We start from the raw sequence: 25,281 nt of genomic DNA, 5'->3' as shown, positions 1-25,281 counted from the left end.
GATCCAGTGACGACCACCCTCCCGGACGACAGCGAGCTCTCCGACGCGTTCAGCGCCGGGAGCGAGGACGCCCTGCGCGCCGTCTACGACCGGTGGTCCCCGCTCGTCTACTCGTTGGCGCTCCGCGCGCTGGGCGACCAGTCGGCGGCCGAGGACGTGACGCAACAGGTCTTCGTCAAGGCCTGGCGCCGGAGTGCCAGCTACGACCCGGAGCGGGCTCCGCTCGGCGCCTGGCTCGTCGGCATCACCCGGAACTGCATCGCCGACGCCTTCGCGGAACGGACACGGCACGCCAGGACCACCGACCCGAGCGTCGTCGAGGAGACCGCGGCGGCACCGGAGTCCGAGTTCGACCTGGCCGAACGCGCGCTGGTGGCGGGCGAGCTCGACCGGCTCGACGACGTGCCACGCCGGGTCATGCGCTTGGCGTTCTACGACGAGCTGAGCCATCGTGAGATCGCCGAACGGCTCGGACTCCCCCTCGGCACCGTCAAGAGTCACATCCACCGAAGTCTGGCTCGGCTCCGAACACGTCTCGAGGTGATCGAATGAAGCACGTCGACGACGAGACGCTCGCCATGCTCGCGGTCTCCGGTGTCGTGGCCGACGACGCCGTGACGGAGCACCTCGCGGCCTGCGCCCGGTGCCGCGACGAGGTCGCGGACCTGCAGCGCGTCGCCGCCGTGACGCGGTCGTCCTCCCACGTCCGGCTCGACGCGCCCCCGGAGGCGGTCTGGGACCGCATCGCCGCCGAGGTCCGGGACGGTCCGCCGCGCGACCTCCCGGCGGAGTCACCCGCACCGGTCGCGGTCTCCGGAGCGGGCCGCCCAGGAGGAACGACCCGCCCCCGCGGACGGGTCACCCCCGGTGGGCCCCGCGTCCACCGCCGTCGGCGCGTCCTCCTGACCGTCGCGGCCGTCGTCGGGGCGTTCGCGATCGTGCTCGGGATCGGCGTGGCGACGAGTGCCCTGCCCGGGCTCCCCGGCTCGGCGTCCGAGACCGTGCTCGCGCGGGCGGAGCTCGACGCGCTGCCCGGATGGTCCGGGGCCGGTGGCACCGCCGAGCTGGAGCGGGACCGCGACGGGCGGCTCTCGCTCGTGGTCGACCTGCGCGGCGGGACCGGACGAACGGGTGCCGGTGCCCTGCGCGAGGTGTGGATGATGCGCTCCGACCTCGACGGGCTCGTCAGCGTCGGGTTCCTCGACGGCGACCGCGGGCGGTTCACGGTCCCGTCGGGCATGGACACCGCACGCTTCCCGGTCGTCGACGTCTCGGCCGAGGCGGACGACGGCGACCCGGCGCACTCGGGCGACTCGATCGTGCGCGGCCGGCTCGCACGCCCCTGACCGAGGAGACGCTCCGCTGGACGACAGGTGACGACGAAGTTCTCACAGACGGTGTATTCCCGACCCGATCCTGAGAAGCCTGGGCGTTGTCCCCCGTGATTTATCTCATGAGCGTGTTAGCGTGCCCCTCATGACCGACACCACCATCGTCGCTCCCCCGACCACCCCGGCCCCGCTCCGCGAGGTCGGCGCCCTCATCCGGGGCGCCCGCAAGGGTCGCAGCATGACCCAGGCCCAGCTCGCCGAACGCGTCGGCACGAGCCAGAGTGCCATCAACCGCATCGAGCAGGGCGGGCAGAACCTGTCCCTCGAGATGCTCACCCGCATCAGCGACGCCCTCGACCAGCAGATCGTCTCGATCGGCGGCGCCCCGCAGCGTGCCCACCTCCGCGTGCAGGGCGGCCGCAAGCTCAGCGGCTCGATCGCGGTGAACTCGAGCAAGAACGCCGCCGTGGCGCTCCTGTGCGCCTCGCTGCTGAACCGTGGCGTGACCCGCCTGCACAAGGTCGCGCGCATCGTCGAGGTCGACCGCATCATCGACGTGCTCCGCAGCCTCGGTGCGACGGTCACCTGGTCCGAGGACGGCGAGACCCTCGAGATCGTCGCCCCGTCCGACCTCCGTCTCGACGCGATCGACGCCGACGCCGCCCGCCGGACCCGCAGCGTCCTCATGTTCCTCGGTCCGCTCAGCGGCCGGTACGAGTCCTTCCGCCTGCCGTACGCCGGCGGCTGCGACCTCGGCACCCGCACGGTCGAGCCGCACCTCATCGCCCTGCGCCCGTTCGGCGTCGACGTCGAGGCGACGTCTGGCTGGTACGAGGTCGACGTGGCGAACACCGAGGTCCCGACGAAGTCGGTCGTCCTCACCGAGCGCGGCGACACCGTCACCGAGAACGCGATCCTGGCCGCGGCCGCCCGCGACGGCGAGACCGTCATCCGCAACGCCAGCCCGAACTACATGGTGCAGGACCTCTGCTTCTTCCTCGAGCTCCTCGGGGTGGAGATCGAGGGCATCGGCACCACCACGCTCCGGATCACCGGCAAGAGCCGCATCGACGAGGTCGTGGACTACTGGCCGAGCGAGGACCCGGTCGAGGCGATGAGCCTGCTGACCGCCGGCATCGTCACCGACTCCACGCTCACCGTCACGCGCGCACCGATCGAGTTCCTCGAGATCGAACTCGCGACCCTGGCCGAGATGGGCCTGCGCTTCGACGTCACCGACGAGTACCCCGCCGCGAACGGCCGCACCCGCCTGGTCGACATCACGGTGCACCCGTCCGAGCTGCACGCGCCGATCGACAAGATCCACGCGATGCCGTTCCCCGGCCTGAACATCGACAACCTGCCGTTCTTCGTGGTCATCGCCGCGATGGCGGAGGGCACCACGCTCGTGCACGACTGGGTCTACGAGGGCCGCGCGATCCACCTGCTCGACCTCACCCGCCTGGGCGCGAGCGTGACCCTGCGCGACCCGCACCGGCTCGACGTGACCGGCCCGACGCACTTCTCGGGTGCCGAGGTCAGCTGCCCGCCGGCCCTCCGCCCCGCCGTGGTCATCCTGCTGGCGATGCTCGCGGCCAAGGGCGAGAGCGTCCTGCGCAACGTCGGCATCATCGCCCGCGGCTACGAGCAGCTGCAGGAGCGGCTCAACTCGCTCGGCGCGTCCATCGAGACGTTCCACGACTGACCGCACCGGAGGCCGTACCCGGCCGCCTGCCGACGTGACCTGACGGCCCGTCCCCGCAAGTGGGGACGGGCCGTGACCCGTCCCGGGCGAAACGAGCCGTTCCTCCAGGCCGATGCCCAGGAGCGCTCCACTGCCCACCCAGGCCGACGGTGCTGGATGGGCTGATGGCCACGAGATCGCTCCTGACCGTCCCCCTGCTCACCACCGTCGCAGCCGCCGCCCTGGCGTGGTTCGTACTCGGTCCGGCCGCCGCGCTCGCGTTCGTCGCGCTCGCACTCCTCGAGATCGCGATGGCGGCCGACTCGTCGGTCCCGATGGCCGGCATCGCGTCGCGCCTGCACTCCCCCGCGCGGCGACTGTTCCTGTCGCTCGGCATCGTCGCGGGCGTCCTCGCGATGCGGCTGCTGCTCCCACCGGCCGCCGTGGCCGTCGGTGACGCGACCGACCCGGCGAGCTCGGTGGGCGAGGCCGTGTTCGCACCGGGGTCGTTCTCGGCGCACCTCGCCGAGGTGCGGCCGGCCCTCGCCGCCTTCGGCGCCGCGTTCATCTGGCTCGTGTTCGCCGAGTACCTCTTCAACACGGACCGCGCGTCGCGTCGGTCCTGGCTGGGCCGACTGGAGGCGCGGCTCGCCCGGGTCGCCCGCCCTCGCGTCTGGTCGCTGGTCACCGCCGGTACCGGGGTGCTGCTGACCTCGGTGCTCGTGGGGGTCGACGCCGGGTGGTCCCCGCCGACGCTGCTGCCGGTGGTCCTCGGCGGGACGATCGGCATCGGCGCGTACCTCGGGTCGAAGCGGATCGCGGCGTGGGCGCTCCGGAGCACGGACGGGACCGACACGGCGTCGATCGGGACCGGGAGCGGCGCCTGGCGGATCCACGCCTACGCCTCGACTGTCGTCTTCGAACGCGGGCTCGTGGTGTTCATGCTGTTCGAGATCCTCGACGGGGTCTACAGCCTGTCCGGCTCCGGTGTGCTCGGCGGTGACGGGCTCGGGGCGCTCGAACAGGCGGCCGTGGCGATCGCCGCGATCGGGGTCGGGGCGGTGTTCCTGGCGCGCTTGACCTCGCGGCTCGACGAGGCGTCGGGGCTGAAGCGGCTCCGGTACCTCAAGGCGGGGGCGGCGTACGTGCTGGGCATCCTCGCGGTGCTGCTGTGGACGAGCCTGCTCGTGCCGATCCCCGGCGTCGTCGTCGGGTGGTTCGGCAGCGTCGTGATCGGCCTGGCGCTCGCGACCTCGCTGCCGTGGGGTGCGTGGTGGCGGCGGGCGCGGCGGTCGTTGCCCGGCGGGGCGCGCGCCGCGCGGGGCTGAACGGTCCGGTGTCAGCCGCGACCGACGAACGGCATGGCGGTCGGCATGACCGTCAGGTTCGGCACGTTGGTTCCGGCCGGCATCCCGGCCATGTAGGCGACCGCTCGGCCCGTCTCGGCGACGTCCATCGTCGGTTCGGGGCGGATCGAGCCGTCCGCCTGCATCGTCCCGTCCGCCGCGCCCGACCCCATCGTGGTGGCGGCGTTGCCGATGTCGAGCTGCCCGCAGGCGATGCCGAACGCCCGACCGTCCAGTTGGAGCTGCTTCGTCAGGCCGGCCACCGCGTGCTTGGCGACCGTGTACGGCGCGGAGAGCGGACGCGGTGCGTGCGCGGAGATCGAGCCGTTGTTGATGATGCGGCCGCCCTGCGGTGTCTGGGTCCGCATGATCCGGAACGCCTCGCGGGCGCAGAGGAACGAACCCGTGAGGGTCACGGCCAACACCTCGTCCCAGGTGTCGAGCGTGATCTCGTCGAACTGCGTCGCCGGCGCCCCGGTGCCGGCGTTGTTGAACAGGAGGTCGAGTCGGCCGAACCGCGCGACGGTCTCGTCGAAGAGCCGTCGGACGTCCGCCTCGACCGAGACGTCGGCGACGACCGGCACGATGCGCTCCGAGACGGCCGCGACCTCGTCGAGCGGGCCACGCCGCCGTCCGGCGACCACGACCGTCCACCCGTCGCCCACCAGCGCGAGTGCGGCGGAGCGGCCGATCCCGCTGCCGCCGCCGGTCACGACGGCGATGCGGGTGTCACGCGCGCGGGCGGGGGTCGTGTCGTCGCTCATGGCGGCACGCTACCGCGGACGTCCGTCCCCGTGCGTCATGCGTCGACCACCCCGTCGGGCACCGGTGCGACCAGGCCCGCTCGCCGACGAAGGTCGAACGCGGCCGCGACCAGCTCTCGCGTGCGCAGGTGCCGTCCCGCGTCGAACAGCTGCTCGGCCGGACCGACGTCGACGATCCGCCCGGCGTCGAAGACCGCGATCCGGTCGGCGACGCGACGCACCACCGCGAGGTCGTGCGACACGAAGACGCACGTCGTCCCGGTGGTGCGCTGCAGGTCGAGGACGAGGTCGAGGACCCGCGCCTGCACGGACACGTCGAGCGCCGAGGTGGGCTCGTCGCACACGACCAACGGGACGGGACCGGCGAAGGCCCGGGCGATGGCGACGCGCTGCTTCTGTCCGCCGGAGAGCTGCGCCGGCCGGCGGTCGAGGACCTCGGCGTCGAGTCCGACCCGGGCGGCGAGGTCCTCGGCGCTGCCCTCGCCACCGAGCAGTCGGATCGCCCGGCCGAGCACCTGCCGGACGGTCCGCCTCGGGTTGAGCGACGCGTCGGCGTTCTGGAACACGACCTGCACGGGCGGGGTCCGTCGCCCGGGGCCGTCGCCCGCGGCGGAGGCAGCCGTGGTCACCGTGCCGTCGTACCGGACGAGACCGGCGAGGGCGCGCCCGAACGTGGTCTTGCCGGAGCCGGACTCCCCGACGACGCCGAGGACCTCGCCCCGGTGCAGGTCGAGGTCGATGCCGTCGAGGGCGACCGCACCGTCGTACTCCTTGCGGAGGCCGCGGACCGACACGAGCACGTCGTCCTCCGTGGTGCCGCGTGCGGCCTTGCCCGCGGTGATGTCCGGCAGCGCCTCGACGAGCTGCACCGTGTACGGCTCGGACGGCGCACCGAGCACCGTTCGGGCGGACCCCTCCTCGACGAGCACGCCGTGCCGGAGGACACCGACCCGCTCGCAGTGCGCGGCGACGAGCGGCAGGTTGTGGCTGATGAGGAGCGTGGCGAAGCCGGTCTCCTCGCGCAGTTCGTCGATGAGCGCCATGATCCCCGCCTCGACGGTGCTGTCGAGGCCGGTCGTGGGCTCGTCGAGCACGAGCAGCCGCGGCCGGGACACCAGGGCCATCGCGATCGCGACGCGCTGCTGCTGCCCGCCGGACAGCTCGTGCGGGTACCGGACGCCGATCGTGTCCGGGTCGGGCAGGCCGACGCGGGTGAACGCCTCGACCGTGCCGGACTCGGCCTCGGCCCGCCCGGACCCGGTGGCACGGAGCACCTCGGCGACCTGACGGCCGACGGGCATCGTCGGGTTCAGCGCGAGGCCCGGCTCCTGGTGCACGACCGCGACCACGTCACGCCGGAAGCGCCGGAGCCGTTCGCGGCGGAGCGTGGGGACGTCCGAACCGTCGACGACGATCGCCGCCGCCGAGACGTCGGCATCCGGACCGAGCGAGGCGGTGAGGGTCCCCGCCACCGTGCTCTTGCCGGAGCCGGACTCGCCGACGAGGCCGTACGACCCGCCCGCCTCGATCGTGAACGACACCCCGTCGACGACCCTGACGCCTCGGTACGCGACGGTGAGTCCCTCGACCCGGACCAGCGGTTCGCTCACTCGGCGACCTCCTTGAGGTTGTCCGCGATGAGGTTCGCGGCGACGACGATCGACGCCACGGCGACGCCCGGGAAGACGACCGTCCACCAGGCGGCCTGCAGGTAGGCGCGGTTCGCGTTGATGTCGAGGCCCCAGTCGGCGGCCGGAGGCTGCGACCCGAGGCCGAGGAAGGACAGCGACGCGGTGATGAAGATGGCGGCACCGAGGCTCAGGACGGCCTGCACGACGAACACCCCGACGACGTTCGGCAGGAGCTCGGTGAGCATCGCCCGGAGCGCGCTCTCGCCCTGGAGCCGGGCCGCCTGCACGTAGGACTTGCCCATCTCGACGAGCACTGCGGCGCGGACGATGCGCGCGATGCCCGGTGCGAACAGCACGCCGACGATGAGCACGAGCGCCGGGGTCGAGACGCCGAACGCCCCCACGAGCACCACCAGGAAGATGAGGCTCGGCAGCGCGAGGAGCACGTCGAAGAACCGCATCAGGGCGGTGTCGACCCAGCCGCGGTGGAAGCCCGCGACGAGCCCGAGCGTGCCCCCGAGGACGGTCGCGAGCGCGGCACCGAACGGGCCGATCACGAGCGCCGGGCGGGCCCCGGCCGCGACCCGGGCGAAGACGTCGCGCCCGAGCGAGTCGGTGCCGAACCAGTGCGCCGCACTCGGCGCCTGCAGGAGTTCCCCGGTCTTCGCGAACGGCTGCAACCCGAGCGCGTGCCACCCGACGGCGAGGACGACCCACCAGACGAGGACCGCGACCGAGACCAGGAACGTCGGGCGACCCAGCAGCGCGCGCCAGCCACGGCGGGCACGGCGCGATCCGGCGGTGTGCTCCGGCCCGGTGACGACCGGGGCGTCGGTGGCGAGGGCTCCGGGGACGACGGCGGTCATGCGGTGACCCGCCGTTCGAACCGGATCCGGGGGTCCACCACGACGAACAGGAGGTCGGTGAGCAGCAGCGCGCCGAGGGACAGCGCTCCGGCGAGCATCACGCCGCTCTCGAGCAGGAGTGCGTCCTTCCGCTCGGCGGCCGACACGAGCAGCGCGCCGAGCCCCGGGTACGAGAAGAGCGTCTCGACGATCACGCTCCCGCCGAGCAGGGTGCCGAGGTAGATCCCGAGCACGGAGAACGTCGGGATGAGCGCGTTGCGGACGACGTGCCGCCGGACGATCTGACCGGTCGTCAGCCCCTTCAGCACCGCGGTCCGGTGGAACTGCGACCGGATCGTCTCGATGACCCCGGCCCGCACCATCCGGGTCAGGACGGCGAGGTACGCCAGGGCCAGCACGACCGCCGGCAGGGTGAGCACCCGGAGCCGCTCGCCGAACCCCGCGTCGAGCGCCCCGGACGCCTGCACGGGCACGACGCGGAGCCAGACCGCGAAGACCAGCAGCAGGACGATCCCGACCACGAACTCCGGGATCGCGGAGACGGTCAGCAGGCCCACCGTCACGGCACGGTCCGACCGGCGCCCCTGGCGGTAGGCCTGCACGGCGCCGAGCACGAGGGCGACCGGCACCATGATGACGAAGGCGTACGCGCCCAGCAGGAGCGAGTTGCCGAGCCGTCCGAGCACCAGGTCCCGCACCGGCTCGGAGTACACGAAGCTCGTGCCCCAGTCGCCGGTCACGAACCCGCCGATCCAGTGCAGGTACCGGCTCACGAGGGAGCCGTCGAGTCCGTGGTCGACGTTCCAGGCCTGCACCTGCGCCGCCGTCGCGTACTGCCCGAGCGCGTTCCGACCGGGGTCCCCCGGGACGACCTGGACCAGCCAGAACGTGAGGATCGAGACCACGACCAGGACGAGCGGGATCTGGACGACCCGCTGGCCGACGAGGGACAGCAGACGACGGCGGCGCGCGGTGCTCATGACGAGGTGACCCCGATCCCGCGGAAGTCGAACCCGCCCGGGAAGTCCTGCCCGGACCGGAAGGTCCCCGTCACGCGCTTCTGCAGCAGGATGCTGCTCGACGCGAACGCCGGCACGATCACCGGCAGGTCCGTCCACTCGATCGTCGCGATCCGGTCGGCGAGGTCCTGCCGCTCGGACTCCGACGTGGTCGACTCGTACTGGTCGACGAGGGTCTCGAGCTCCGGGTTCGAGTACTTCGACGCGTTCCAGGCGGCGCCGGACCGGTAGATCAGGTCGACGTACTGGGCCGGCAGTCGCTGCGCCCAGTTCGTGATCGTCACGGGGGCGTTGAGCCACGGCGTGTCGGCCCCGTCGGCGTAGTACTGCGCGCTCGTGAGCACCTTGAGCGTGACGTCGAACCCGCCGACGGCCTCGAGCTGCTGCTGCACCACCTGGGCGAGCGCCTTCTCGGCGTCGAGCGTGGTGATCTCGAACGACACGGTCTTGCCGCCGAGGAGCTCCCGAACCTTCGCCGCGTCCTGCGACCGCTGCTCGAGGCCCTTCGGCTGGATCGCGGAGCTCGGGAAGAACGTGGTGTCGTTGCCGACCTCGGCGTTCCCGCCGTAGACCGTCTTGACGATCTCCTTCCGGTCGAGCGCCAGGGCGAACGCCTCGCGGACGGCCGGGTCGTCGAACGGCGCCTTGGTCACGTCGAGGAAGATGCCGTCGAACTTGTTGTAGTACGGCTTGGTCTCGTTGTAGTCGGAGGCCTGCAGCGTCGAGGTCGCGGTGGGGCTCGACGCGATCTGGTCGATCTCGCCGCTCTGGAAGGCCAGCAGCTGTGCCTGGTCGTCGGCGTAGAACTTCACGTCGACTTTCTCGAGGTCGACGTCCTTCGCGTCCCAGTAGTCGGGGTTCTTCGTGAACGTCGCGCCCTGGCCGGCGGAGTACTTCGACAGCACGAACTGGCCGGCACCGACGGGCTGCTTCGCCCAGTTCGTCGATGCTGTGAAGCCGGCGGGCTGGATCGTCGTGTTCGAGCCGGTGAGCAGGTACGGGAAGTCGGCGTAGGGCTTGTCGAGCGTGAACTCCACGGCGGAGTCGCCGTCCGCGGCGACGGACCCGAGGATGCCCTCGAAGCTCGACTTGCCGGGCGACTGGCTGTCCGTGCCGATGATCGAGTCGAACGTCGCGACGACGTCCTTGCTCGTGAGGGCGGCGCCGTCCGAGAACTTCAGGCCGTCGCGCAGGGTGACGGTCCAGGTGCGGCCATCGGACGAGGCCTTCCAGGAGTCGGCGAGCCGGCCCTCGAGCTTGCCCTGCGCGTCCTGGCTGAGGAGTCCCTCGGATGCCAGCCCGACGATGAACATCGCGTTGTAGTCGGACGTGGTGAGGGGGTTGATGGTGCTGTCGGGCTCCTGGAGGCCGAGCGTGTAGGTGCCGGCGTCCGACGAGCCGGACGAGGCGTCGCCGCCGGACGAGCACGCGGCGAGGGTGAGGGCGAGGGCGGACGCGGTGGCCGCGAGCGCGAGGCGCTTGAGGCGACGCCGCCGCGACGTGAGGTCGACGGTCATGGTTGGCTCCTGGGGTTCGGGGTGCAGGGGGTGGTGCGGTCAGCGGTGCGCACGGTCGGGCACGCGGGGGTGTCCGAACCGCTCGCGCAGGGTGAGGTCGTCGTACGTGGTGGCGGTCCGGCCGCGGCGCTGCAGCTCGGGCACGACGTGGTCGACGAAGCGGTCGATGCCACCCGGCAGGTACGGGAACTGCACGATGAAGCCGTCCGCTCCGCCCTCGTCCGCGAGTTCCTCGAGCCGGTCGGCGATCTCCGGCCCGGTGCCGGTGAGCAGGCTCCGCCGGTACGACCACGAGTAGACGTCGCGGGGCGTCGCCGGCGCGTCCGCGAGCAGGCGCTCGACCGCGGGCTTCGGTGACCGGGTCTCGTTCGAGGTGTCGAACTCCTCGGCGTAGTCGAACGGCACGTCGACGTCGCGCCCGGACAGGTCCTGGCCGATCTGGTGCGACACGTCCTCGAGGATGAGGGCGTCCGGGGTGAGCGCCAGGATCGCGTCCGCCTCGGCCCGGGCGTCGGCGGCGGTCTCCCCCACGACCGGCATGACCGAGGGCATGATCTTCACGGCGTCGGCAGCGCGACCGTGTCGGACCGCCCGGGCGCGCAGGTCGTCGACGAACCGACGGACGTCGGCCGCGGACCCACCCCGCGTGAACACGGCGTCCGCGGTGTCGGCGGCGAGCTCGAGGCCGGACTCGGAGCCGCCGGCCTGGAACAGCAGCGGGTGGCCCTGCGGCGGCCGGGCAATGTTGAGCGGACCGCGCACCCGGAAGGACTCCCCGTCGTGGTCGAGCCGGTGCAGCCCGTCCCGGTCGGCGAAGATCCCGGACGCGGCGTCCGCACGGATCGCGTCGTCGTCCCAGCTGTCGAGCAGACCGTGGACGACGTCGACGAACTCGCGGCCACGCTCGTACCGGCGGGAGTGGTCGATGTGCGCGTCGCCGCCGAAGTTCCGGGCCTCTTCGTCGTAGCGGCTCGTGACGAGGTTCCACGCCGCGCGGCCCCGGCTGATGTGGTCGAGGGAGGCGATCGTCCGCGCCACGTGGTACGGCTCGTTGTATGTGGTCGAGACCGTCGCCGCGAGCCCGATGCGGCTGGTCACCTGGGACAGCGCCGCGAGCAGGGTGAACGGCTCCGGGCGGAGCGCGCCGTAGTGGTCGACGCCCGACGGGTACCGGTCCCAGAAGTACAGGCCGTCCGCCAGGAACAGCGTGTCGAAGAACCCGCGCTCGGCGCTCTGCGCGATGTGGCGGTGGTGGCCGATCGTCAGGTGCTCGGCCGGCCGCGACGACGGGTGCCGCCAGCCGGTGACGTGCGCGCCGCCGGGGTGGAAGGCGAACGCACCGAGCAGGATCCGGTCGCTCATGCCGAGACCTCCGCCGTCCGGAGCGTGCTCGCCGGTCGCGCCAGCCCGAGTTGCTCGCGCAGGGTGTCCCCGCGGTACGTGCGGTCGTACACGCCGCGGCGTTCGAGTTCCGGCACCACCTGGTCGACGAACCGGTCCACGCTCACCGGGATCGACGAGAACGCGAGCATGAAGCCGTCCGCGGCGTCCTGCTCGTAGCGCTCGGTCAGCCAGTCCGCGATCTGCTCGGGTGTCCCGGGCAGGAACCGGCGCCGCAGGATCGTCCGGTAGACCTCGCGCAGCGTCGTGGCGTCCGCGGCGATGCGTCGGATCGACTCGTACACCGACTTCGACTGGGTGATCGACGACTCGTCGAAGACGTGCTCGAACGGCGCGTCGAGCGGCCGGTCGGACAGGTCGGTCTGCAGGTAGTGCGAGAGCAGGTCGAGCGAGACGCGGTCCGGCGTGAGCTCCTCGATCTCATCGAGCTGGCGCAGCGCGTCCGCCTCGGTGTCGCCGATGACGGGCGACACGGCCGGCAGGATGAGCATCGACGACGGATCGCGACCGTTGTCGACGGCTCGCCGCTTGTAGTCGGCGTACAGCGCCTGCGCGTCGGCGAGCTCGTCCTGCCAGAGCGTGAACACGCCCTCGGCCTTCGCCCCCGCCAGCGCTCGGCCGGCCTCGGACGCGCCGGCCTGGAACAGCACCGGGTGCGCCTGGGGCGGGCGGGCGATGTTCAGGGGTCCCCGCACCCGGAAGAACTCCCCCTGGTGGTCGAGGACGTGCAGGCCCTCGCGCTTGGCGAAGTACCCGGACTGCTTGTCGTGGAGGAAGGCGTCGTCGTCCCAGCTGTCCCAGAGTCCCTGCACGACGTCGACGAACTCGGCCCCGCGCCGGTAGCGCACCGCGTGGTCGAGGTTGGCGTCGCGCCCGAAGTTCCACGCCTCTTCGTCGGAGGCGCTCGTGACGAGGTTCCACGCGGCGCGGCCCTCGCTGAGGTGGTCGAGCGAGGCGAGCTTCCGTGCGACGTGGTACGGCTCGTTGTACGTCGTCGACACCGTGGCGGCGAGTCCGATGTGCTCGGTCCGCTGCGAGAGCGCGCCGAGCAGCGTGAAGGGCTCGGTGCGGATGTTCACGACGTGGTCGATGCCGGAGTCGAAGCGGTCCCAGACGTAGAGCTCGTCGGCGATGAAGAGCGTCGCGAACCCGCCACGCTCGAGCGTCTGGGCGAACCGGACGTAGTACTCCACGTCGAGGTACTGCTCCGGTTCGCTGCCGGGCAGCCGCCAGCTCGTGACGTGTTCACCGCCCGGGTAGAAGACCATCCCGCCCAGCACGAGGCCGCCGTCGCGCGTCATGCCGTCACCGCCTCTCGTGTCCGTGCCGGTGCGACCGGCCCCACCGTCGCCCCGATGCGTGGCGCGACGTCCTCCGCGAACAGCGCGAGGGCCTCGCGCCGACGCTCCTGGTCGGCGTAGCCGTGCTCGACCTGCACGTTGAGCTGCGTGGCGTACCGGGAGTACGGCTTCGACAGGATCGACTCGGCGATGTCCTCGGCGGTGCCGTAGTGCAGGTTCAGCGACGCGGCCTTCTCGGCCAGGGTCGACGCCGGGGGCAGGAACGACTCGCCCCACGCGTACTTCGCCTCGATGCCGGCACGGGCCTCGCGCAGCGCCGTGGCACGGTCACGGGCCGGGTAGATCGCGGTGGAGAGCGCCACCCGCGGCACCGCGCCGTCGGGCAGTGCGTCGAGGTAGGCGGCGGCGGTGACCTCGGCCGGTACCGTCTGGGTCGTGCCGACCAGGACCCCGTGTCCCCGGGTGGCGGCGATCGCCGCGCTGCCGGCGGTGAGGGTGGCGTCCCAGAGCCGGTCCAGCAGCGCGCTGCCGTCCGGGTTCAGTCGGGCCGTGCCGGTCCCGAGCGGCTCCCCGCGGAGCGCACCGAGCAGCGTGTCGAGCTGGGCGTCGAAGGCCGCCCGACGTGCCTCGTGCTCGGCGTGGGCGAGGTCCGGCGCGAAGACGTCGAGGGTCTCCGGGCCGCCGCCGTTCGCGACGCCGAGCTCGACCCGGCCGTCACTGAGCGCGTCGAGCACCGCGGCGTCCTCGGCGACGCGGACCGGGTCCTCGTGCGGGAGCGTCACCGCACCGAGTCCGAGCCGCAGGGTCGAGGTGCGCTCGGCGAGGGCGGCGAAGAAGACGAACGGTGACGGCAGCCCGCCGCGGGTCGGGTCGTCGTCGTGCCGGAAGTGGAACTGACGGACCCACGCGCTCTCGTACCCGAGTCGTTCCGCGGCGGCGAACAGGTCCAGCTCGTCGCGGTACGCCCGGCTCGCCGGCGGCGCTTCCGTCCCGTGCGAGAACACCGCGATCCGCAGTGGCACCGAGGCCACGCGGGCGGCCCGTTCGACGTGCGTCATGGAACACTCCCTCGTCAGTGGAGTGATGCAAACACGCACCACCGACGGTCCACGAGCGGCGACGTAACGGAGCGTTGCGCGACGTCACACAACGTAGGAGTGCGCACGGACGGCGTCCGAGGAGCATGATCGCCCCGTGCCGCAGCCCGCCGAATCCGACACCCTCCGCCGTCGTCACCCCGCCCTGCCGGACCACCTCACGTGGGAGCCCAGCAGCCGCTGGGTCCGCGCGGTCGTCGACGGCCTGACGGTCGTCGACACCCGTGCGCCGATCCTCGTGTGGGAGGCCGCCCACAAGGTCCCCGAGTACGGGATCCCGCGAGCCGACGTCCGCACCGACCTCCTGTCGCCGGCGGACGACGCACCCGCACCGGGTCGGTCCTGGCGCCCGGTCCGACCGGCCCGACGCTGGTACCACCTCCGGCTCCCCGACCGGGTCGTCCCGCACGTCGCCTGGTCGTGGGACGACGACGGCCTCGACGGGTGGCTCGGCGTCACGTGGACCCCGGGAGTCCTGGACGCCTGGTACGAGGAGGACGAGCGCGTCATCACCCATCCCCGCGACCCGCACAACCGGGTGGACGCGCTCCCGAGCAGCCGGCACGTCGTGGTCCGCGACGGCGACCGGGTGCTCGCCGACTCCCGTTCGCCCGTCGCCGTGTACGAGACCGGCCTGCCGACGCGCTGGTACCTGCCCCGCGAGGACGTCCGGTTCGACGAGCTCGTCGCCACCGACACCGCCAGCGAGTGCCCGTACAAGGGCCACGCGACCGCGTACTGGGGAGTCCGGCGCGCGGACGGCACCGTCGAGGACGTCGCGTGGTCCTACCCGGACCCCTTCCCCGCGGTGGCCGCCGTCCGCGACCGCGTCGCGTTCTGGGGTGAGCGGGTGGTCGTCGAGGTGGACGGCGTCCGCGCGTCGTCCGCGGTGGACCTGCGCGTCTGACGGACGGGAGGCGCGGGTCGGGCCCGACCCGCGCCTCCCGTCCGGCACTGGTCGCGCCACCGCCCGGCGCGCGTGTGCGCTGTCAGCGCCCACCGCGTTGACTGGGGTGTCGGTCGATCGAGGAGTGCGTGTGCTGGGACCTGAACTGGTGGTCGTGCTCGGCCTCGCCATCGCCCTGACGGCGGGCATCGCCGACCGCATCCGGGTCGCCCCGCCGGTGCTGCTGCTCGTCTTCGGCGCGCTGCTCGCCCTCGTGCCCGAGTTCGCCGGCGTGCAGCTCCCCGCCGACGCCGTCCTGCTGCTCTTCCTGCCGGCGCTGCTGTACTGGGAGAGCCTGACGACGTCCCTGCGCGAGATCCGGAAGAACCTGCGCGGCATCGTCCTGATGGGCACGCTGCTCGTCGTGGTCACGGCCGGGGCGATCGCCGTCCTGCTCCACCTGCTCGGCATGCCGTGGGGTCCGGCCTGGGTGCTCGGTGCCGCCGTGGCCCCGACCGACGCCACGGCCGTCGGGGTGCTCACGAAGATGCTTCCGCGACGGAACGTCACGGTGCTGCGTGCCGAGAGCCTCGTCAACGACGGCACCACCCTCGTGGTCTACGGCATCGCCGTCGCGGTCACGGTCGGCACGCAGGAGCTCACGTTCTGGGGCGTCTCGGGCATGCTCGCGCTGTCCTACCTCGGCGGCGTGGCGGCCGGTCTGGTCGCGGCGTGGCTCGGCACGCAGGTGCTCCGGCGCGTCGACACGGTCGTCCTCGAGAACCTGGTGACGCTCCTCGTGCCGTTCGTCGCGTTCCTCGGTGCCGAGGCGATCGGGGCCTCCGGCGTCCTCGCGGTCGTGGCCGCCGGCATCGTGGTGAGCCAGGTCGGTCCGAAGCTCGACCGCGCCGAGACCCGTCAGCAGGTCCGCGCGTTCTGGTCCTTCCTGACGTTCCTGCTGAACGGCGCGCTGTTCGTGCTCGTCGGCATCGAGGCGATGGTCGCCGCCCGTGCGCTGGAGCCCGCCGAGCTCCTGCGCGCCACCGGCGTGATCGCCGCGGTGTCGATCGCCCTCGTGCTCGTGCGGTTCGCGTTCCTCAACGCTGCCGGCGGCACGGTGTGGCTCGTCACCCGACGGTCCGGCGGAGCACCGCGCGAGGGCCACCGGGACCGGCTCGTCAGCGGCTTCGCCGGGTTCCGCGGGGCGGTGTCGCTCGCGATGGCCGTCGCCGTGCCCCGGACCCTCGAGTCCGGCGCGGCCTTCCCCGACCGGGACCTCATCGTCTTCGTCACCGCCGGGGTCGTCGTCGTCACGATCGTCGGGCAGGCCCTGGTGCTGCCGGCCGTCCTCCGCCGGGCCGCGCTGCCCGAGGACGAGTCGGTCGGCGAGGAGCGCCGCTACGCCGAGCGCACCGCGATCGAGGAGGCGCTCGACGCACTCCCGCGCCTGGCCCGCTCGACCGGCGCGGACCGTGCGACCGTGGAGCGGGTGCGGAAGGACTACGAGGCGCACCTCGACGTGATCCAGGCCCGCGAGGAGGAGGACGACGACCACCCGGCCCTGCAACGGCACGACACCGCGGTCGCCCTGGAGCTCGCGCTGGTCCGGCACAAGGCCGCGACGCTCCTGCGGTTGCGGGACGCCGACGAGATCGACGACCTCGTGCTGCGGCAGGTGCGGTCGGGGTACGACGCGGAGGAGGCGCGGTTGAGCGGGGTCACCACGACCTGACGGTCTCGCCGGCGAGTGCCCGGACGGGAGGCGCGGTGCGGGCTGGCACCGCGCCTCCCGTCCGTCACGTCCTACGACTCGTCGGCAGCCGCCGGTTCCGAGGCGAGCGCCTTCCGACGCTGCGCGACCTGGACCGCGATCGCCACAGGGACCGCCGCGAGGGCGAGTCCCCGCAGCCACGGACGGTCGAAGACGTGGCCGGACGCGTGGTCGAGGGACACCGGACCGGGGCCGCCGAGGGCGAACATCGCCGCCGAGAAGCCGAGGAACGCCGGCAACTCGAACCCGCCGTCGGCGTTGAAGAAGCCGTTCGGGGTGTGCACGCTCGACGCGACACCCATGGTCGTCGCGGCACCCGCACCGGCGATCGGGGTCGCCAGGCCGAGCGCGAGGGCGGCACCGGAGCCAGCCTCGCCGATCCCGGCCAGGACGGCGTTGCGGCGGCCGGGCCGGAAGCCCATCTGGTGCATGCCCTGGGCGGTTCCATCGATCCCGCCGCCGCCGAACGCGCCGAAGAGCTTCTGGGAGCCGTGCGACACGAGGACGGCGCCGAGGGCGATGCGGAGCAGGGTCTTGGCGGTGACGGAAGCGGTCGTGGTGCGTGCGCTCATGCGTTCTCCCGGTGGTCGGTAGCGGTGTCGCAGAACGTACGCCCCGCCGGTCCGGTGTGGACCGGCGGGGCATCCCGCGATGCGGTGGTCGTCAGCTGGTGAGCTGGCGCCGACCGCTCACGCGGACGATCACACCGGCGACGACGGCACCGACGATCGGGGCGACGATGAAGACCCAGAGCTGCGCGAGCGGTGTCGCCCCGCCGTAGACGGCGGCAGCGATCGATCGCGCCGGGTTCACGCTGGTGTTGCTGATCGGGATGCTCACGAGGTGGATCAGCGTCAGGGTGAGCCCGATCCCGAACGGTGCGACCGCCTGGTACTCCTTCTTGGCAGTGACGGAGAGGATCACCGCGATGAAGACACCGGTCAGGACCGCCTCGGCGAGGAACACCGACCCGAGGCCGTACCCGCCGGGGCTCGCCGATCCGTACCCGTTCGAGGCGAAGCCCCCGTCACGAGCGGCCGCGAAGGCCCCCGGCTTGCCGGAGAGCACCGCGGCGATGATGCTCGTCGCGGCGAGCCCACCGACGATCTGGGCCACGATGTAGCCGGCGACGTGGCGGGCATCGGTGCGGCCCGCGGCGAGCAGACCAAGCGTGACCGCGGGGTTGAAGTGACCGCCGGAGATGTGCCCGACGGCCGAGATCCCGGCCACGAGCGTGAGACCGAACGCGAGGGCCACGCCGAGGTAGCCGACGCCCTGCTGGTTGTCCGTGGCACTCGGGACGTTCGCGGCGAACAGCGCGGTGCCGACGCCGCCGAGGACGAGCAGGAACGTGCCGAACAGCTCGGACGCGTACCGGGCCACCGGCGACCAGGCGGCCGCGTCCTCGCGTCGCTGCTCGGACGTGGACTCGCTGACGGGTTCGTCCGCGGCGCGGTCGTGGTTGCGGTTCGCCATCGTGGTGTTCTCCGTTCGGTGCGGGTGTCGGTGTTCCGGCCGGTCGTCGGTGTTCCGACGGCTGTCAGTGGACGCGGGTGGGTTTGGCGAGGGTGGAGCGGGTGCCGCCGGTGAGGTGGACGAGGACGGGGATCTGCCGGCCGAGGGTGCGGTCCAGGACGGTGATGGCCCGGTCGACGGCGGTGAGGACGGTGACGGCGTCACCACCACGGCGGACCGCGACGCGGATGCGTGCGGCGCGTTGCCGGCGGACGAGGTACGTGTCGACGCGGGCGCTGATGACGTCGCGGACGCCGTCGAGTTCGTGGTCGACGACGTCGCGGACGAGGGCGACGTTGACGGTGACCTGGTCGTCGCCGGAGCGTTCCCGGACGGCGACGGACGTGCCGCCCCCACCACGGGTGAACACCCACACCAACGCCAGGACGATCACCACGGCGCAGACCGCGACGATGATCCACAGCGACGACGCCGGCACGCTCAGCCGGTTCGGGAGCGTCGCGTAGGGTTCGACGGCGTCGCGGACGGCGGGCAGGACGCCCGCGCCGATGGTGATGCCGACGATGACCGCGACGAGGCCGAGGACGAACAGGATGATCCGGTTCAGGGTCCGGTTGCTCTTGGTCATGCGAGGGTTCCCTTCTCCTCGACCGTGACGCTGACGCGTCGGCCGAAACGTTCGTCCAACCCGGACAGGCGGTCCCGGACGGCGTCGCGGATGACGGTGTCGTCGACGGGGATCCCGCTGACGGGCACCACACGGACCGTGGTGGAGCGTCCGCGGGCGGTCGCGGAGGCGTTGCCCTCCGGGACACCGGCGGCCATTCCCGCGGCGTTCGCGGCGGTGGAGGCGAGGATGCGGGTGTCGATGACGACGGCACCACGGTCGTGGTCGATGACGGAGCGGTGCTGCCGGCCGGGCTTCAGGGCCAGGACGATCAGGACCACACCGAGGACCAGAAGAACCACGGCGATGACCTCCGCGATCGTGACGAACGCGGCGTCCGGGCGGAGCGCGGCGTCGACGACGGTCTGCGGGTCGGCGAGCAGCGGGGGCCGGCCGATGGCGGCGAGGACCGCTTCGGTGCCGATCCACGCAGCGACCAGGGCGAGCACCACGAGCGCCACCGCCACGGCGGTCGAGCGGGAGCGGTGCACGCTCCGGCGACGGATGCGTCGTTCGACGGAACCGTTGCTCATGATGGCCTCCTAAGCGATCCGGGACTGGTGCTCGCGCACGATCCCGGTGAGTTCGATGTGGGCACTACCGACGCGGCGGCCGGTGAGTTCCCCGACCCGGCCCTTGACCTCGTCCGCGACCCGGGCGGTGCGGGTGACGATGTCGTCGCCCGCGGCGATGGGGCCGGTGATGTCGAGCGCGAGCGCGCCGGCGGTGTCGCCGAGACCGACGCGCACCCGCTTGGCGGGGGCGCCGAGCCGTTCGGCTGCGACGGCCCGCGCCAGCGAGGTCAGTGCGCGAGCGGTGATCTCGACACGGCCCGGGACGTCCGGGCCGGCGTTCACCGGGAGCTCCGGCGTCCGGTCAGCACGTCGGCGAGGGCACCCCGGTCGATGCGGCCGGTGACCAGCGCGGCCACGAGAGCCCCGACGGCACCGAACACGACCACGAGCACGAAGCCCCAGAACCCGAACTGCAACGCCACGACGGCGAGGATCGCCCCGATGAGGGCTCCGATCAGTGTGTTGCTCATGCGACTCGCGCTTCCTTCTTCTCGTCGTCCTTGTCGTCGTCGTCACCCGGGATGAACACGTCCTGCACGGTCACGTTCACCTCGGCGACCTCCATGCCCACGATCTGCTCCAGCGCACGAGCGACACCGGCGCGGACACCGTCAGCGACCTGCTGCAGGGCGACGGGGTACTCCGCGACGATCACGATGTCCGCGGCGACCTGCTTCTCGCCGACCTCGACCTTGACGCCCTGCCCGAAGTCACGCTGCCCGATCGCGTCACGGATCGCACCGATCGCACGCGCGGCACCGTTGCCGAGGGAGTGCACCCCGTTCACCTCACGCGCAGCGATCCCGGCGACCTTCGACACGACGGTGTCGTCGATCGTGGTCTTGCCCGTGACGCCGCCGGTGTGGGTGCCCGTGTTCCGAGCGACCCCCGAAGCCGTCGCAGCCGAAGCAGTCGTGGTGGTCGTGGTGTCAGCCATGTTCGTTCCTTCCGTAGACCCGCCGGGCGTTCCCAGCGGTTGCTGTTCACGGATGAGACGGGGCCCACCAGACGGAAGTCACACCCGCACCGTGCTGTTCAGCGATGTCCCAGGAACGGGGTCGGCGGACGGCGTTCTTGTCCCCCACCGACCACGGCGACCGCACCCGGCGCGCAAAGCGGCCGCGGCGTCGCGCGTGCTGTCCTGTTCCCGCGCGATCCCGCGCCCGGACGGACTCGAGCGTGCGGCGCGCCGGCGACGGGAGTACTGGCTACAGGTCCTTGAGCCGACGGCCGGTGATGCCCTCGTTCCACCGCGTCACCGAACCCCGAAGGACCGATTCGTGGTGTCCCCCGTGTCCGTCGGCAAGTCCGCACCGCCAGCGGTCGAAGACGCTGAGGCAGGGGTCGCGGGGAAGCCGGCCGCTCCCGTCGCCGCTCGGGGCCGGGTCGGCGGGGTACGTGGCGTTGCTGTCGTCGATCATTCCGCGGAGAAGACGACGCAACACCCGGTTCCGTCACGAAACGGTCGGCCTCCGGTCCGCCCGGGCGTTTCGCCGCCGGCCGGTGCAGGGTGGACGGACCACGACCGGACGGCGACCGTGGACGACGACCGGAAGGCGGGGATGGACCACGACGATCCCCTCCTGCGTGCGGAGGACGCCACGCTCGTGGTCCGTGCCGCCGAGGGCGACGTGCGAGCGTTCGAGGTCCTCGCCCGCCGCCACGGCCCGGTGATGCGCCTCTACGCCGAGCAGATGCTCGGTTCGAACGTCGAGTCGGACGACGTCGTGCAGGACTCCTTCCTGACCGGCTGGCGTCGACTGTCCGACCTCAACGACCCGGCCCGGTTCCGTCCGTGGGTGATGCAGATCGTCACCCGGAAGGCGCTCGACCGGCTCCGCCGACGACGACACCACGACGACGTCGACACCGTGCAGCACCCGGCCGAGGTCGCTCGGCAGCCGGAGCGTATCGTCGAGACGCGGATGCAGCTCGACGCGATGTGGACCGCGCTCGACCGCCTCCCCGCAGACCAGCGGCGGTGCTGGCTCCTGCGTGAGACGGCCGGCTACAGCTACCAGCAGATCGCCGACGAACTCGAGCTGCCGGTGTCGACGGTGCGTGGGCTGCTCGCTCGTGCCCGTCGGTTCCTGACCGTGGAGATGGAGGCATGGCGATGAGCGACATCGACGATGTCCCCGTGCCCGAGGACGACCTCGACGGCCACACGATGGAGGAGCTCGCGGAGTACCTCGATCGTGGCCGGTCACCACGCGACCCCGCCATCGAGGGCTCTGCCTCGTGCCGTCTCGCCCTGTCGAACATGGAGCGGCTGCGCGAACTCTCCCTCGGCGCCCTGCAGCACCGGGCCGACGCCGAACCGGACCGCGAGACCGACTGGGTCGACCGGTTGCTCGCGACGATCCGCTCCGAGGTCCGCCCCGGTCGTGACGTGCCCGTCCCCCACCCCGATCCCCGACTCCGCCTGTCGATGACCGAGGCGGCCGTCCGTGGACTGGTCCGGCGGACCGGCGACACGATGGGCGGGGTCGTGATGGGCAGCTGCACACTCGACGGCGAGCTCGGCGACCCCGGCGCCCCGGTCCACGTGCGCGTGACCGCCGGACTCGTCTACGGGGCGCCCGCGGACGAGACCGCCGACCGCCTCCGGGTGCGGATCGCCGCGGCGCTCGCACGCCACACCACCCTGACCGTTGCGTCCGTCGACGTGGTGTTCGACGACGTCTACCTGCCGTAGGAGTCCGACGTGAGCGACGAAGCGCTGTCCCGAGCCCTCACCGACCGGATCCGGAGCGTCCCCGGCGTCACGGGCGTGTACCCGACGAGGCCGATCGTGCACGCGGCCGCGGAGGCCGTCGCGTCGACCTTCGCGCTGCAGGAGCCCGACGTGCTCGTCGACGTGCACCGCGACGGCTCGGCGCTCCGGATCGGGGCGGGGATCGCCGTCGACGACGCACGTCCGGCACCGGAGACGGTCCGCGAGGTGGGCGAGCGCATCCGTGACTTGGTCGACGAGCGGACGGGCGCCCCAGCCGACCTGGTCGAGGTGACGATCCGGCTCGTCGAGGGCATCGGCGGACCGGTCGACGAATCGGCCGGTCCCGATGCGGGCGAGCACTTCGCGACACCCGGCTGACGGGGGCCGTGCGGCCCTCGACGCACCGCGGAGGGACGGGAGGCGCGGTGCGGGCCCGCACCGCGCCTCCCGTCCGCACGTGGTCACGGACGAGGCGGTCGTCCTGTCGTTCCGTGCTCGTGTGGCGACGATCGACCGCAGCCGCCACCTCGACGCGTCAGGTCGCGGCGGACGTCGCCCCGTCCTCGGTGCGTACGGCCGACCTGGCGCCGGGGGTCGCCCAGACCGTGCCGTCGGCGGCGAACGCGAGCACGTCGACGTCGGCGTCGCTCGTGAGCCGCCGGAGGTCGTCCTCGTCGCCGGCGACGACCGCGGTCGCGAGGACGTCCGCCGTGACGATGTCGTCGGCGATGACCGTCGCCTGGACGAACGTCGGGGTCGCCCGGCGCCAGATGTGCTCGCCGCGCTCGGCGGTGCCGGAGGTCGCGACGGCACGACGAGGTGCCTCGAGCCGGACGACGCCGACGACGGTGTCCCGGTGGGCCGGATCGACGACGCCGACGCTCCAGGGGTCGTCGGCGCGGTGGTGGCCGCGGACGAGCACGTCGCCGCCGGCGCTGACCATCCAGTCGCCGCTGCTGCTCGCGGCGTCGAGGACGGCTCCGGCGTCGCGGATCGCGAGCGCCTTCACGACGCCGGAGAGGTCGATCACGCCGTCCGGGCGGTGCGGGGTGAACGCGCCCCCGGTGCGCTCCCGCCAGTCGAGCGCGAGCGCGTAGACGTCACGCACCTCGGACGGGGTGTCCGCGAGCCGGACCGAACCGTCGGCGACGCTGCTGAGGACCGACGACGGGTCGTACAGGCTGTATCGGTGGTCGTAGCCGGCGAAGACGGCGCGCACTTCGGATGCGGCCCCCGGGGTGGCTCCCCGGAGGCTCACGACGGTGCCCATCGTCTCGAAGGTGGTGACGCCGCTCACAGTCCGGCCTTGTCGATCGCGGACTGGAGGGACGTCGTGTAGCCCTCACTGGTGAAGGTCGCGCCGCTGACGGACTGGATCTGCGCGGACTGCGCCTGCAGCGCCTCCTGACGGAGGATGGGGGCCGCCTGCTGACTGATCTGCACCGACCGCCCGTCGCTGTTCGTGAGCTGCAGCGCGGTGACGTCGGTGATCGTCCCGTTCGCGACGGTGATCTGGACCTGCACCGGGCCGTACCGGGTCTGCGTCGTGTCGCCGGTGAAGGTGCCGGTGGCGGAGGACCCGCCGGTGGTGCCGGTGCCGGTGCTGCTGCCGGTGGTGCCGGCACCGGACGTCGTGCTCTGCTGTGCTGGTGCGGTGACCGCGGGCTGGCCGCCGAGCTGCCACCCGATGACCAGGACCGCGATCGAGGAGACGACCCCGCCGGCGATGATGCGCGCTCTCATGACTCGAACCGTTCCTGGTGGATCTGGTGCTCGGGGACGCCCGCGAGCCGTGCTTCGCGGACGACGAGGTCGGACCAGGCACGCGGCCCGCACACGTACAGGTCGGACCGGAGCAGGTTCGGGAACACGGACCGGAGGGAGACCCCGCGCCGGACGTCCTCCTCGGTCATCCAGCTCTCGCGGGAGCGGGACCGGTGACCGACCATCGTGTACAGCCGGCTGCCCGTCGCCTCGGCGAGGTCCGCGGTCTCGTGCCACAGGTACTGCTGGTCGGCGTCGGTCCCGCGCAGCAGCACGGTGGCCTCACCCGGACGGAGGTCGGTGTCCTCGAGCAGCGACCGCACGGGGGTGATCCCGATGCCGGAGGCGACGAGGGCGAGGTACGGAGCGGTCCGAGCCCGGCTCGTGAACAGGCCGTAGGGGCCCTCGAGGGAGACGAACGCACCCGGGGTGATCCGGCCGAGTCGCGCGGAGCCGGCGCCGAGGTCGCGCACCGTGATCCGGGCACGATCGCGGCCGGGGACGGCGGAGAACGACACCGGGTGGGCGTGCCACCAGGTGCGGGCGGTCCAGAAGCGCCACACCCCGTACTGCCCGCCCTCGGTCCCGAGGCGGTCGAGGTCCCGTCCGGCGAGGTGGATCGACACGACGCCCGGTGCGATGGGCTCGACGCCGACGACACGGATGCGGTGGCGGAGCGTCACGACGAGGGGCAGCGCGAACCGGTACAGGGCTATCAGGCCGAGGGCCAGGACGTAGAGCGCGATCCAGTAGACCCGCTGCCACGTGCCCTGCGCGAGGACACTGCCGACGCTGAGCATGTGCGGCAGCGCGACGAGTACCGCGGCGTAGCTGAGGAGGTGGATGACGTGCCAGGCCTCGTACGGCAGGCGACGGCGGACCGCGACGAGCGAGGACACCACCACGGCGACGAAGAGTCCGAGTGCGAGGTAGGCCAGCGGCATGTCCGGCGTGGAGAAGAGCGCGATCGTCTCGGCGATCGGCCCGGTGCCCGCCGAGGCGCCGTACCCGAGGGTCAGGAGCGCTCCGTGCGCGAGCAGCAGGTACAGCACGGGCTTCCCGAGCGACCGGTGCACCGCGATGGCGTTGTCCTGGCCGAAGGTCCGGTCGATGAGCGGCACGCGCGCGGCGAGCACGAGCATGACGAGCACGAGGTCGGTCGCGACGAGTCCCGCGACGATCCCGGCGTCGGTGAGCCAGCCGCCGATGCCGACGACCGTGTGCGATCCGGGTGACACGAGCCAGAGCATGACGGCCACCGCTGCCGAGACCCAGGCGAGGATCCCGAGCAGGTCGGTGACGGTGCGGCGGCGGCGTCCGGCTCGGCGGCGACGACGGGCCGCGACCTCGAGGGGTTCGTCGTCTCCGATGGGTCTCGGAACGGGACGAGCAGTGGGGCGAGCGGTGTCGATCATCGGCTCGTTCCTCTCCAGCATGTGATCGGGTGGCTCACAGCATCGGCATCG

The 25,281-nt window shown here is 72.5% G+C and carries 27 protein-coding genes; 9 read left to right on the top strand and 18 right to left on the bottom strand.

All coding sequences use genetic code 11. From position 1 onward, the window contains the following. The first annotated feature begins 6 nt into the window (after positions 1-6). From BJK06_RS17110 to BJK06_RS17095, 4 genes are all read left to right on the top strand, one after another. Positions 7-552, top strand: a complete 546-nt coding sequence (locus BJK06_RS17110) for an RNA polymerase sigma factor (protein WP_070418897.1) — start codon at positions 7-9, stop codon at positions 550-552. Further along, complete coding sequence (locus BJK06_RS17105; RefSeq protein WP_070418896.1) at positions 549-1,346, top strand: anti-sigma factor domain-containing protein; 798 nt, start codon at positions 549-551, stop codon at positions 1,344-1,346. The genes BJK06_RS17110 and BJK06_RS17105 overlap by 4 nt, the downstream gene beginning before the upstream one ends. Positions 1,347-1,476: 130 nt before the next feature. Then, positions 1,477-3,036, top strand: a complete 1,560-nt coding sequence (locus BJK06_RS17100) for a UDP-N-acetylglucosamine 1-carboxyvinyltransferase (protein ID WP_070418895.1) — start codon at positions 1,477-1,479, stop codon at positions 3,034-3,036. Between the two features lie 164 nt (positions 3,037-3,200). Then, positions 3,201-4,343, top strand: coding sequence for a DUF475 domain-containing protein (locus tag BJK06_RS17095; RefSeq protein ID WP_070418894.1), 1,143 nt, complete (start codon positions 3,201-3,203; stop codon positions 4,341-4,343). 11 nt (positions 4,344-4,354) lie between these two features. On the opposite strand, the gene BJK06_RS17090 is transcribed toward BJK06_RS17095, so the two are convergent. Genes BJK06_RS17090 through BJK06_RS17055 form a run of 8 tightly spaced genes read right to left on the bottom strand, consistent with a single transcriptional unit; the run spans position 4,355 to position 13,918 of the window. After that, positions 4,355-5,125, bottom strand: a complete 771-nt coding sequence (locus BJK06_RS17090) for an SDR family oxidoreductase (RefSeq protein WP_181015113.1) — start codon at positions 5,123-5,125, stop codon at positions 4,355-4,357. Between the two features lie 35 nt (positions 5,126-5,160). Continuing rightward, positions 5,161-6,735, bottom strand: coding sequence for an ABC transporter ATP-binding protein (locus BJK06_RS17085; protein WP_070418893.1), 1,575 nt, complete (start codon positions 6,733-6,735; stop codon positions 5,161-5,163). Next, the gene (locus tag BJK06_RS17080; protein WP_083295353.1) at positions 6,732-7,622 is read right to left on the bottom strand and encodes an ABC transporter permease; all 891 of its coding nucleotides are present in this window, start codon (positions 7,620-7,622) and stop codon (positions 6,732-6,734) included. The genes BJK06_RS17085 and BJK06_RS17080 overlap by 4 nt, the downstream gene beginning before the upstream one ends. Further along, a complete protein-coding gene (locus tag BJK06_RS17075) occupies positions 7,619-8,602 on the bottom strand; it encodes an ABC transporter permease (protein WP_070418892.1) in 984 nt (327 codons plus the stop codon). The genes BJK06_RS17080 and BJK06_RS17075 overlap by 4 nt, the downstream gene beginning before the upstream one ends. Beyond that, a complete protein-coding gene (locus BJK06_RS17070; protein ID WP_070418891.1) occupies positions 8,599-10,158 on the bottom strand; it encodes an ABC transporter substrate-binding protein in 1,560 nt (519 codons plus the stop codon). The genes BJK06_RS17075 and BJK06_RS17070 overlap by 4 nt, the downstream gene beginning before the upstream one ends. 39 nt (positions 10,159-10,197) lie before the next feature. After that, a complete protein-coding gene (locus BJK06_RS17065) occupies positions 10,198-11,520 on the bottom strand; it encodes an NtaA/DmoA family FMN-dependent monooxygenase (RefSeq protein WP_070418890.1) in 1,323 nt (440 codons plus the stop codon). Then, positions 11,517-12,860 (bottom strand): LLM class flavin-dependent oxidoreductase, encoded by a 1,344-nt coding sequence (locus BJK06_RS17060; protein ID WP_070418889.1) that lies wholly within the window; start codon positions 12,858-12,860, stop codon positions 11,517-11,519. Before BJK06_RS17060 ends, BJK06_RS17065 begins: the two co-directional genes overlap by 4 nt. Then, positions 12,857-13,918: an LLM class flavin-dependent oxidoreductase gene (locus tag BJK06_RS17055; protein ID WP_070418888.1), complete on the bottom strand. Its 1,062-nt coding sequence runs from the start codon at positions 13,916-13,918 to the stop codon at positions 12,857-12,859. The genes BJK06_RS17060 and BJK06_RS17055 overlap by 4 nt, the downstream gene beginning before the upstream one ends. A gap of 136 nt (positions 13,919-14,054) precedes the next feature. Here BJK06_RS17055 and BJK06_RS17050 point away from each other — a divergent pair, with 136 nt between their 5' ends. Both BJK06_RS17050 and BJK06_RS17045 read left to right on the top strand, forming a co-directional pair. Then, positions 14,055-14,864: a DUF427 domain-containing protein gene (locus BJK06_RS17050; RefSeq protein WP_070418887.1), complete on the top strand. Its 810-nt coding sequence runs from the start codon at positions 14,055-14,057 to the stop codon at positions 14,862-14,864. A gap of 130 nt (positions 14,865-14,994) precedes the next feature. Further along, complete coding sequence (locus tag BJK06_RS17045; protein WP_070419581.1) at positions 14,995-16,575, top strand: Na+/H+ antiporter; 1,581 nt, start codon at positions 14,995-14,997, stop codon at positions 16,573-16,575. A gap of 71 nt (positions 16,576-16,646) precedes the next feature. On the opposite strand, the gene BJK06_RS17040 is transcribed toward BJK06_RS17045, so the two are convergent. From BJK06_RS17040 to BJK06_RS17010, 7 genes are all read right to left on the bottom strand, one after another. Beyond that, a complete protein-coding gene (locus tag BJK06_RS17040; protein ID WP_070418886.1) occupies positions 16,647-17,186 on the bottom strand; it encodes a DoxX family protein in 540 nt (179 codons plus the stop codon). Between the two features lie 91 nt (positions 17,187-17,277). After that, positions 17,278-18,090: an aquaporin Z gene (gene aqpZ, locus BJK06_RS17035; protein ID WP_083295352.1), complete on the bottom strand. Its 813-nt coding sequence runs from the start codon at positions 18,088-18,090 to the stop codon at positions 17,278-17,280. A gap of 64 nt (positions 18,091-18,154) precedes the next feature. Beyond that, positions 18,155-18,718 carry a hypothetical protein gene (locus BJK06_RS17030; RefSeq protein ID WP_070418885.1) on the bottom strand — a complete coding sequence of 188 codons (564 nt, stop codon included), beginning with the start codon at positions 18,716-18,718 and terminating at the stop codon, positions 18,155-18,157. Further along, positions 18,715-19,290 (bottom strand): DUF6286 domain-containing protein, encoded by a 576-nt coding sequence (locus BJK06_RS17025; RefSeq protein WP_070418884.1) that lies wholly within the window; start codon positions 19,288-19,290, stop codon positions 18,715-18,717. The genes BJK06_RS17030 and BJK06_RS17025 overlap by 4 nt, the downstream gene beginning before the upstream one ends. Positions 19,291-19,299: 9 nt before the next feature. Further along, positions 19,300-19,614 (bottom strand): hypothetical protein, encoded by a 315-nt coding sequence (locus BJK06_RS17020; protein ID WP_070418040.1) that lies wholly within the window; start codon positions 19,612-19,614, stop codon positions 19,300-19,302. Continuing rightward, a complete protein-coding gene (locus BJK06_RS17015; protein WP_070418041.1) occupies positions 19,611-19,802 on the bottom strand; it encodes a DUF2273 domain-containing protein in 192 nt (63 codons plus the stop codon). The genes BJK06_RS17020 and BJK06_RS17015 overlap by 4 nt, the downstream gene beginning before the upstream one ends. Then, positions 19,799-20,269, bottom strand: coding sequence for an Asp23/Gls24 family envelope stress response protein (locus BJK06_RS17010; protein ID WP_070418042.1), 471 nt, complete (start codon positions 20,267-20,269; stop codon positions 19,799-19,801). The genes BJK06_RS17015 and BJK06_RS17010 overlap by 4 nt, the downstream gene beginning before the upstream one ends. 601 nt (positions 20,270-20,870) lie before the next feature. Between BJK06_RS17010 and BJK06_RS17000 the strand changes: the two genes are divergently transcribed. Genes BJK06_RS17000 through BJK06_RS16990 form a run of 3 tightly spaced genes read left to right on the top strand, consistent with a single transcriptional unit; the run spans position 20,871 to position 22,429 of the window. Continuing rightward, complete coding sequence (locus BJK06_RS17000) at positions 20,871-21,452, top strand: RNA polymerase sigma factor (protein WP_258027662.1); 582 nt, start codon at positions 20,871-20,873, stop codon at positions 21,450-21,452. Then, positions 21,449-22,030, top strand: a complete 582-nt coding sequence (locus BJK06_RS16995; RefSeq protein WP_139219831.1) for a hypothetical protein — start codon at positions 21,449-21,451, stop codon at positions 22,028-22,030. Before BJK06_RS17000 ends, BJK06_RS16995 begins: the two co-directional genes overlap by 4 nt. A 9-nt stretch (positions 22,031-22,039) precedes the next feature. Next, positions 22,040-22,429 carry a hypothetical protein gene (locus BJK06_RS16990; protein ID WP_070418882.1) on the top strand — a complete coding sequence of 130 codons (390 nt, stop codon included), beginning with the start codon at positions 22,040-22,042 and terminating at the stop codon, positions 22,427-22,429. A gap of 157 nt (positions 22,430-22,586) precedes the next feature. On the opposite strand, the gene BJK06_RS16985 is transcribed toward BJK06_RS16990, so the two are convergent. From BJK06_RS16985 to BJK06_RS16975, 3 genes are read right to left on the bottom strand one after another with little or no spacing between them, the layout of a single operon-like run. Further along, complete coding sequence (locus BJK06_RS16985) at positions 22,587-23,348, bottom strand: FAD:protein FMN transferase (RefSeq protein WP_258027661.1); 762 nt, start codon at positions 23,346-23,348, stop codon at positions 22,587-22,589. Continuing rightward, on the bottom strand, positions 23,345-23,794 hold the full coding sequence (locus BJK06_RS16980) for an FMN-binding protein (RefSeq protein WP_070418881.1): 450 nt from the start codon (positions 23,792-23,794) through the stop codon (positions 23,345-23,347). Before BJK06_RS16980 ends, BJK06_RS16985 begins: the two co-directional genes overlap by 4 nt. Further along, positions 23,791-25,230, bottom strand: a complete 1,440-nt coding sequence (locus tag BJK06_RS16975; RefSeq protein WP_156794906.1) for a ferric reductase-like transmembrane domain-containing protein — start codon at positions 25,228-25,230, stop codon at positions 23,791-23,793. The genes BJK06_RS16980 and BJK06_RS16975 overlap by 4 nt, the downstream gene beginning before the upstream one ends. Positions 25,231-25,281: the final 51 nt, after the last annotated feature.

It is taken from the genome of Curtobacterium sp. BH-2-1-1, from assembly GCF_001806325.1.
In the GTDB taxonomy this organism is placed as follows: domain Bacteria; phylum Actinomycetota; class Actinomycetes; order Actinomycetales; family Microbacteriaceae; genus Curtobacterium.
Note: the sequence above shows the minus strand (reverse complement) of the source record. Positions and strands in the feature narration are given on the sequence as shown.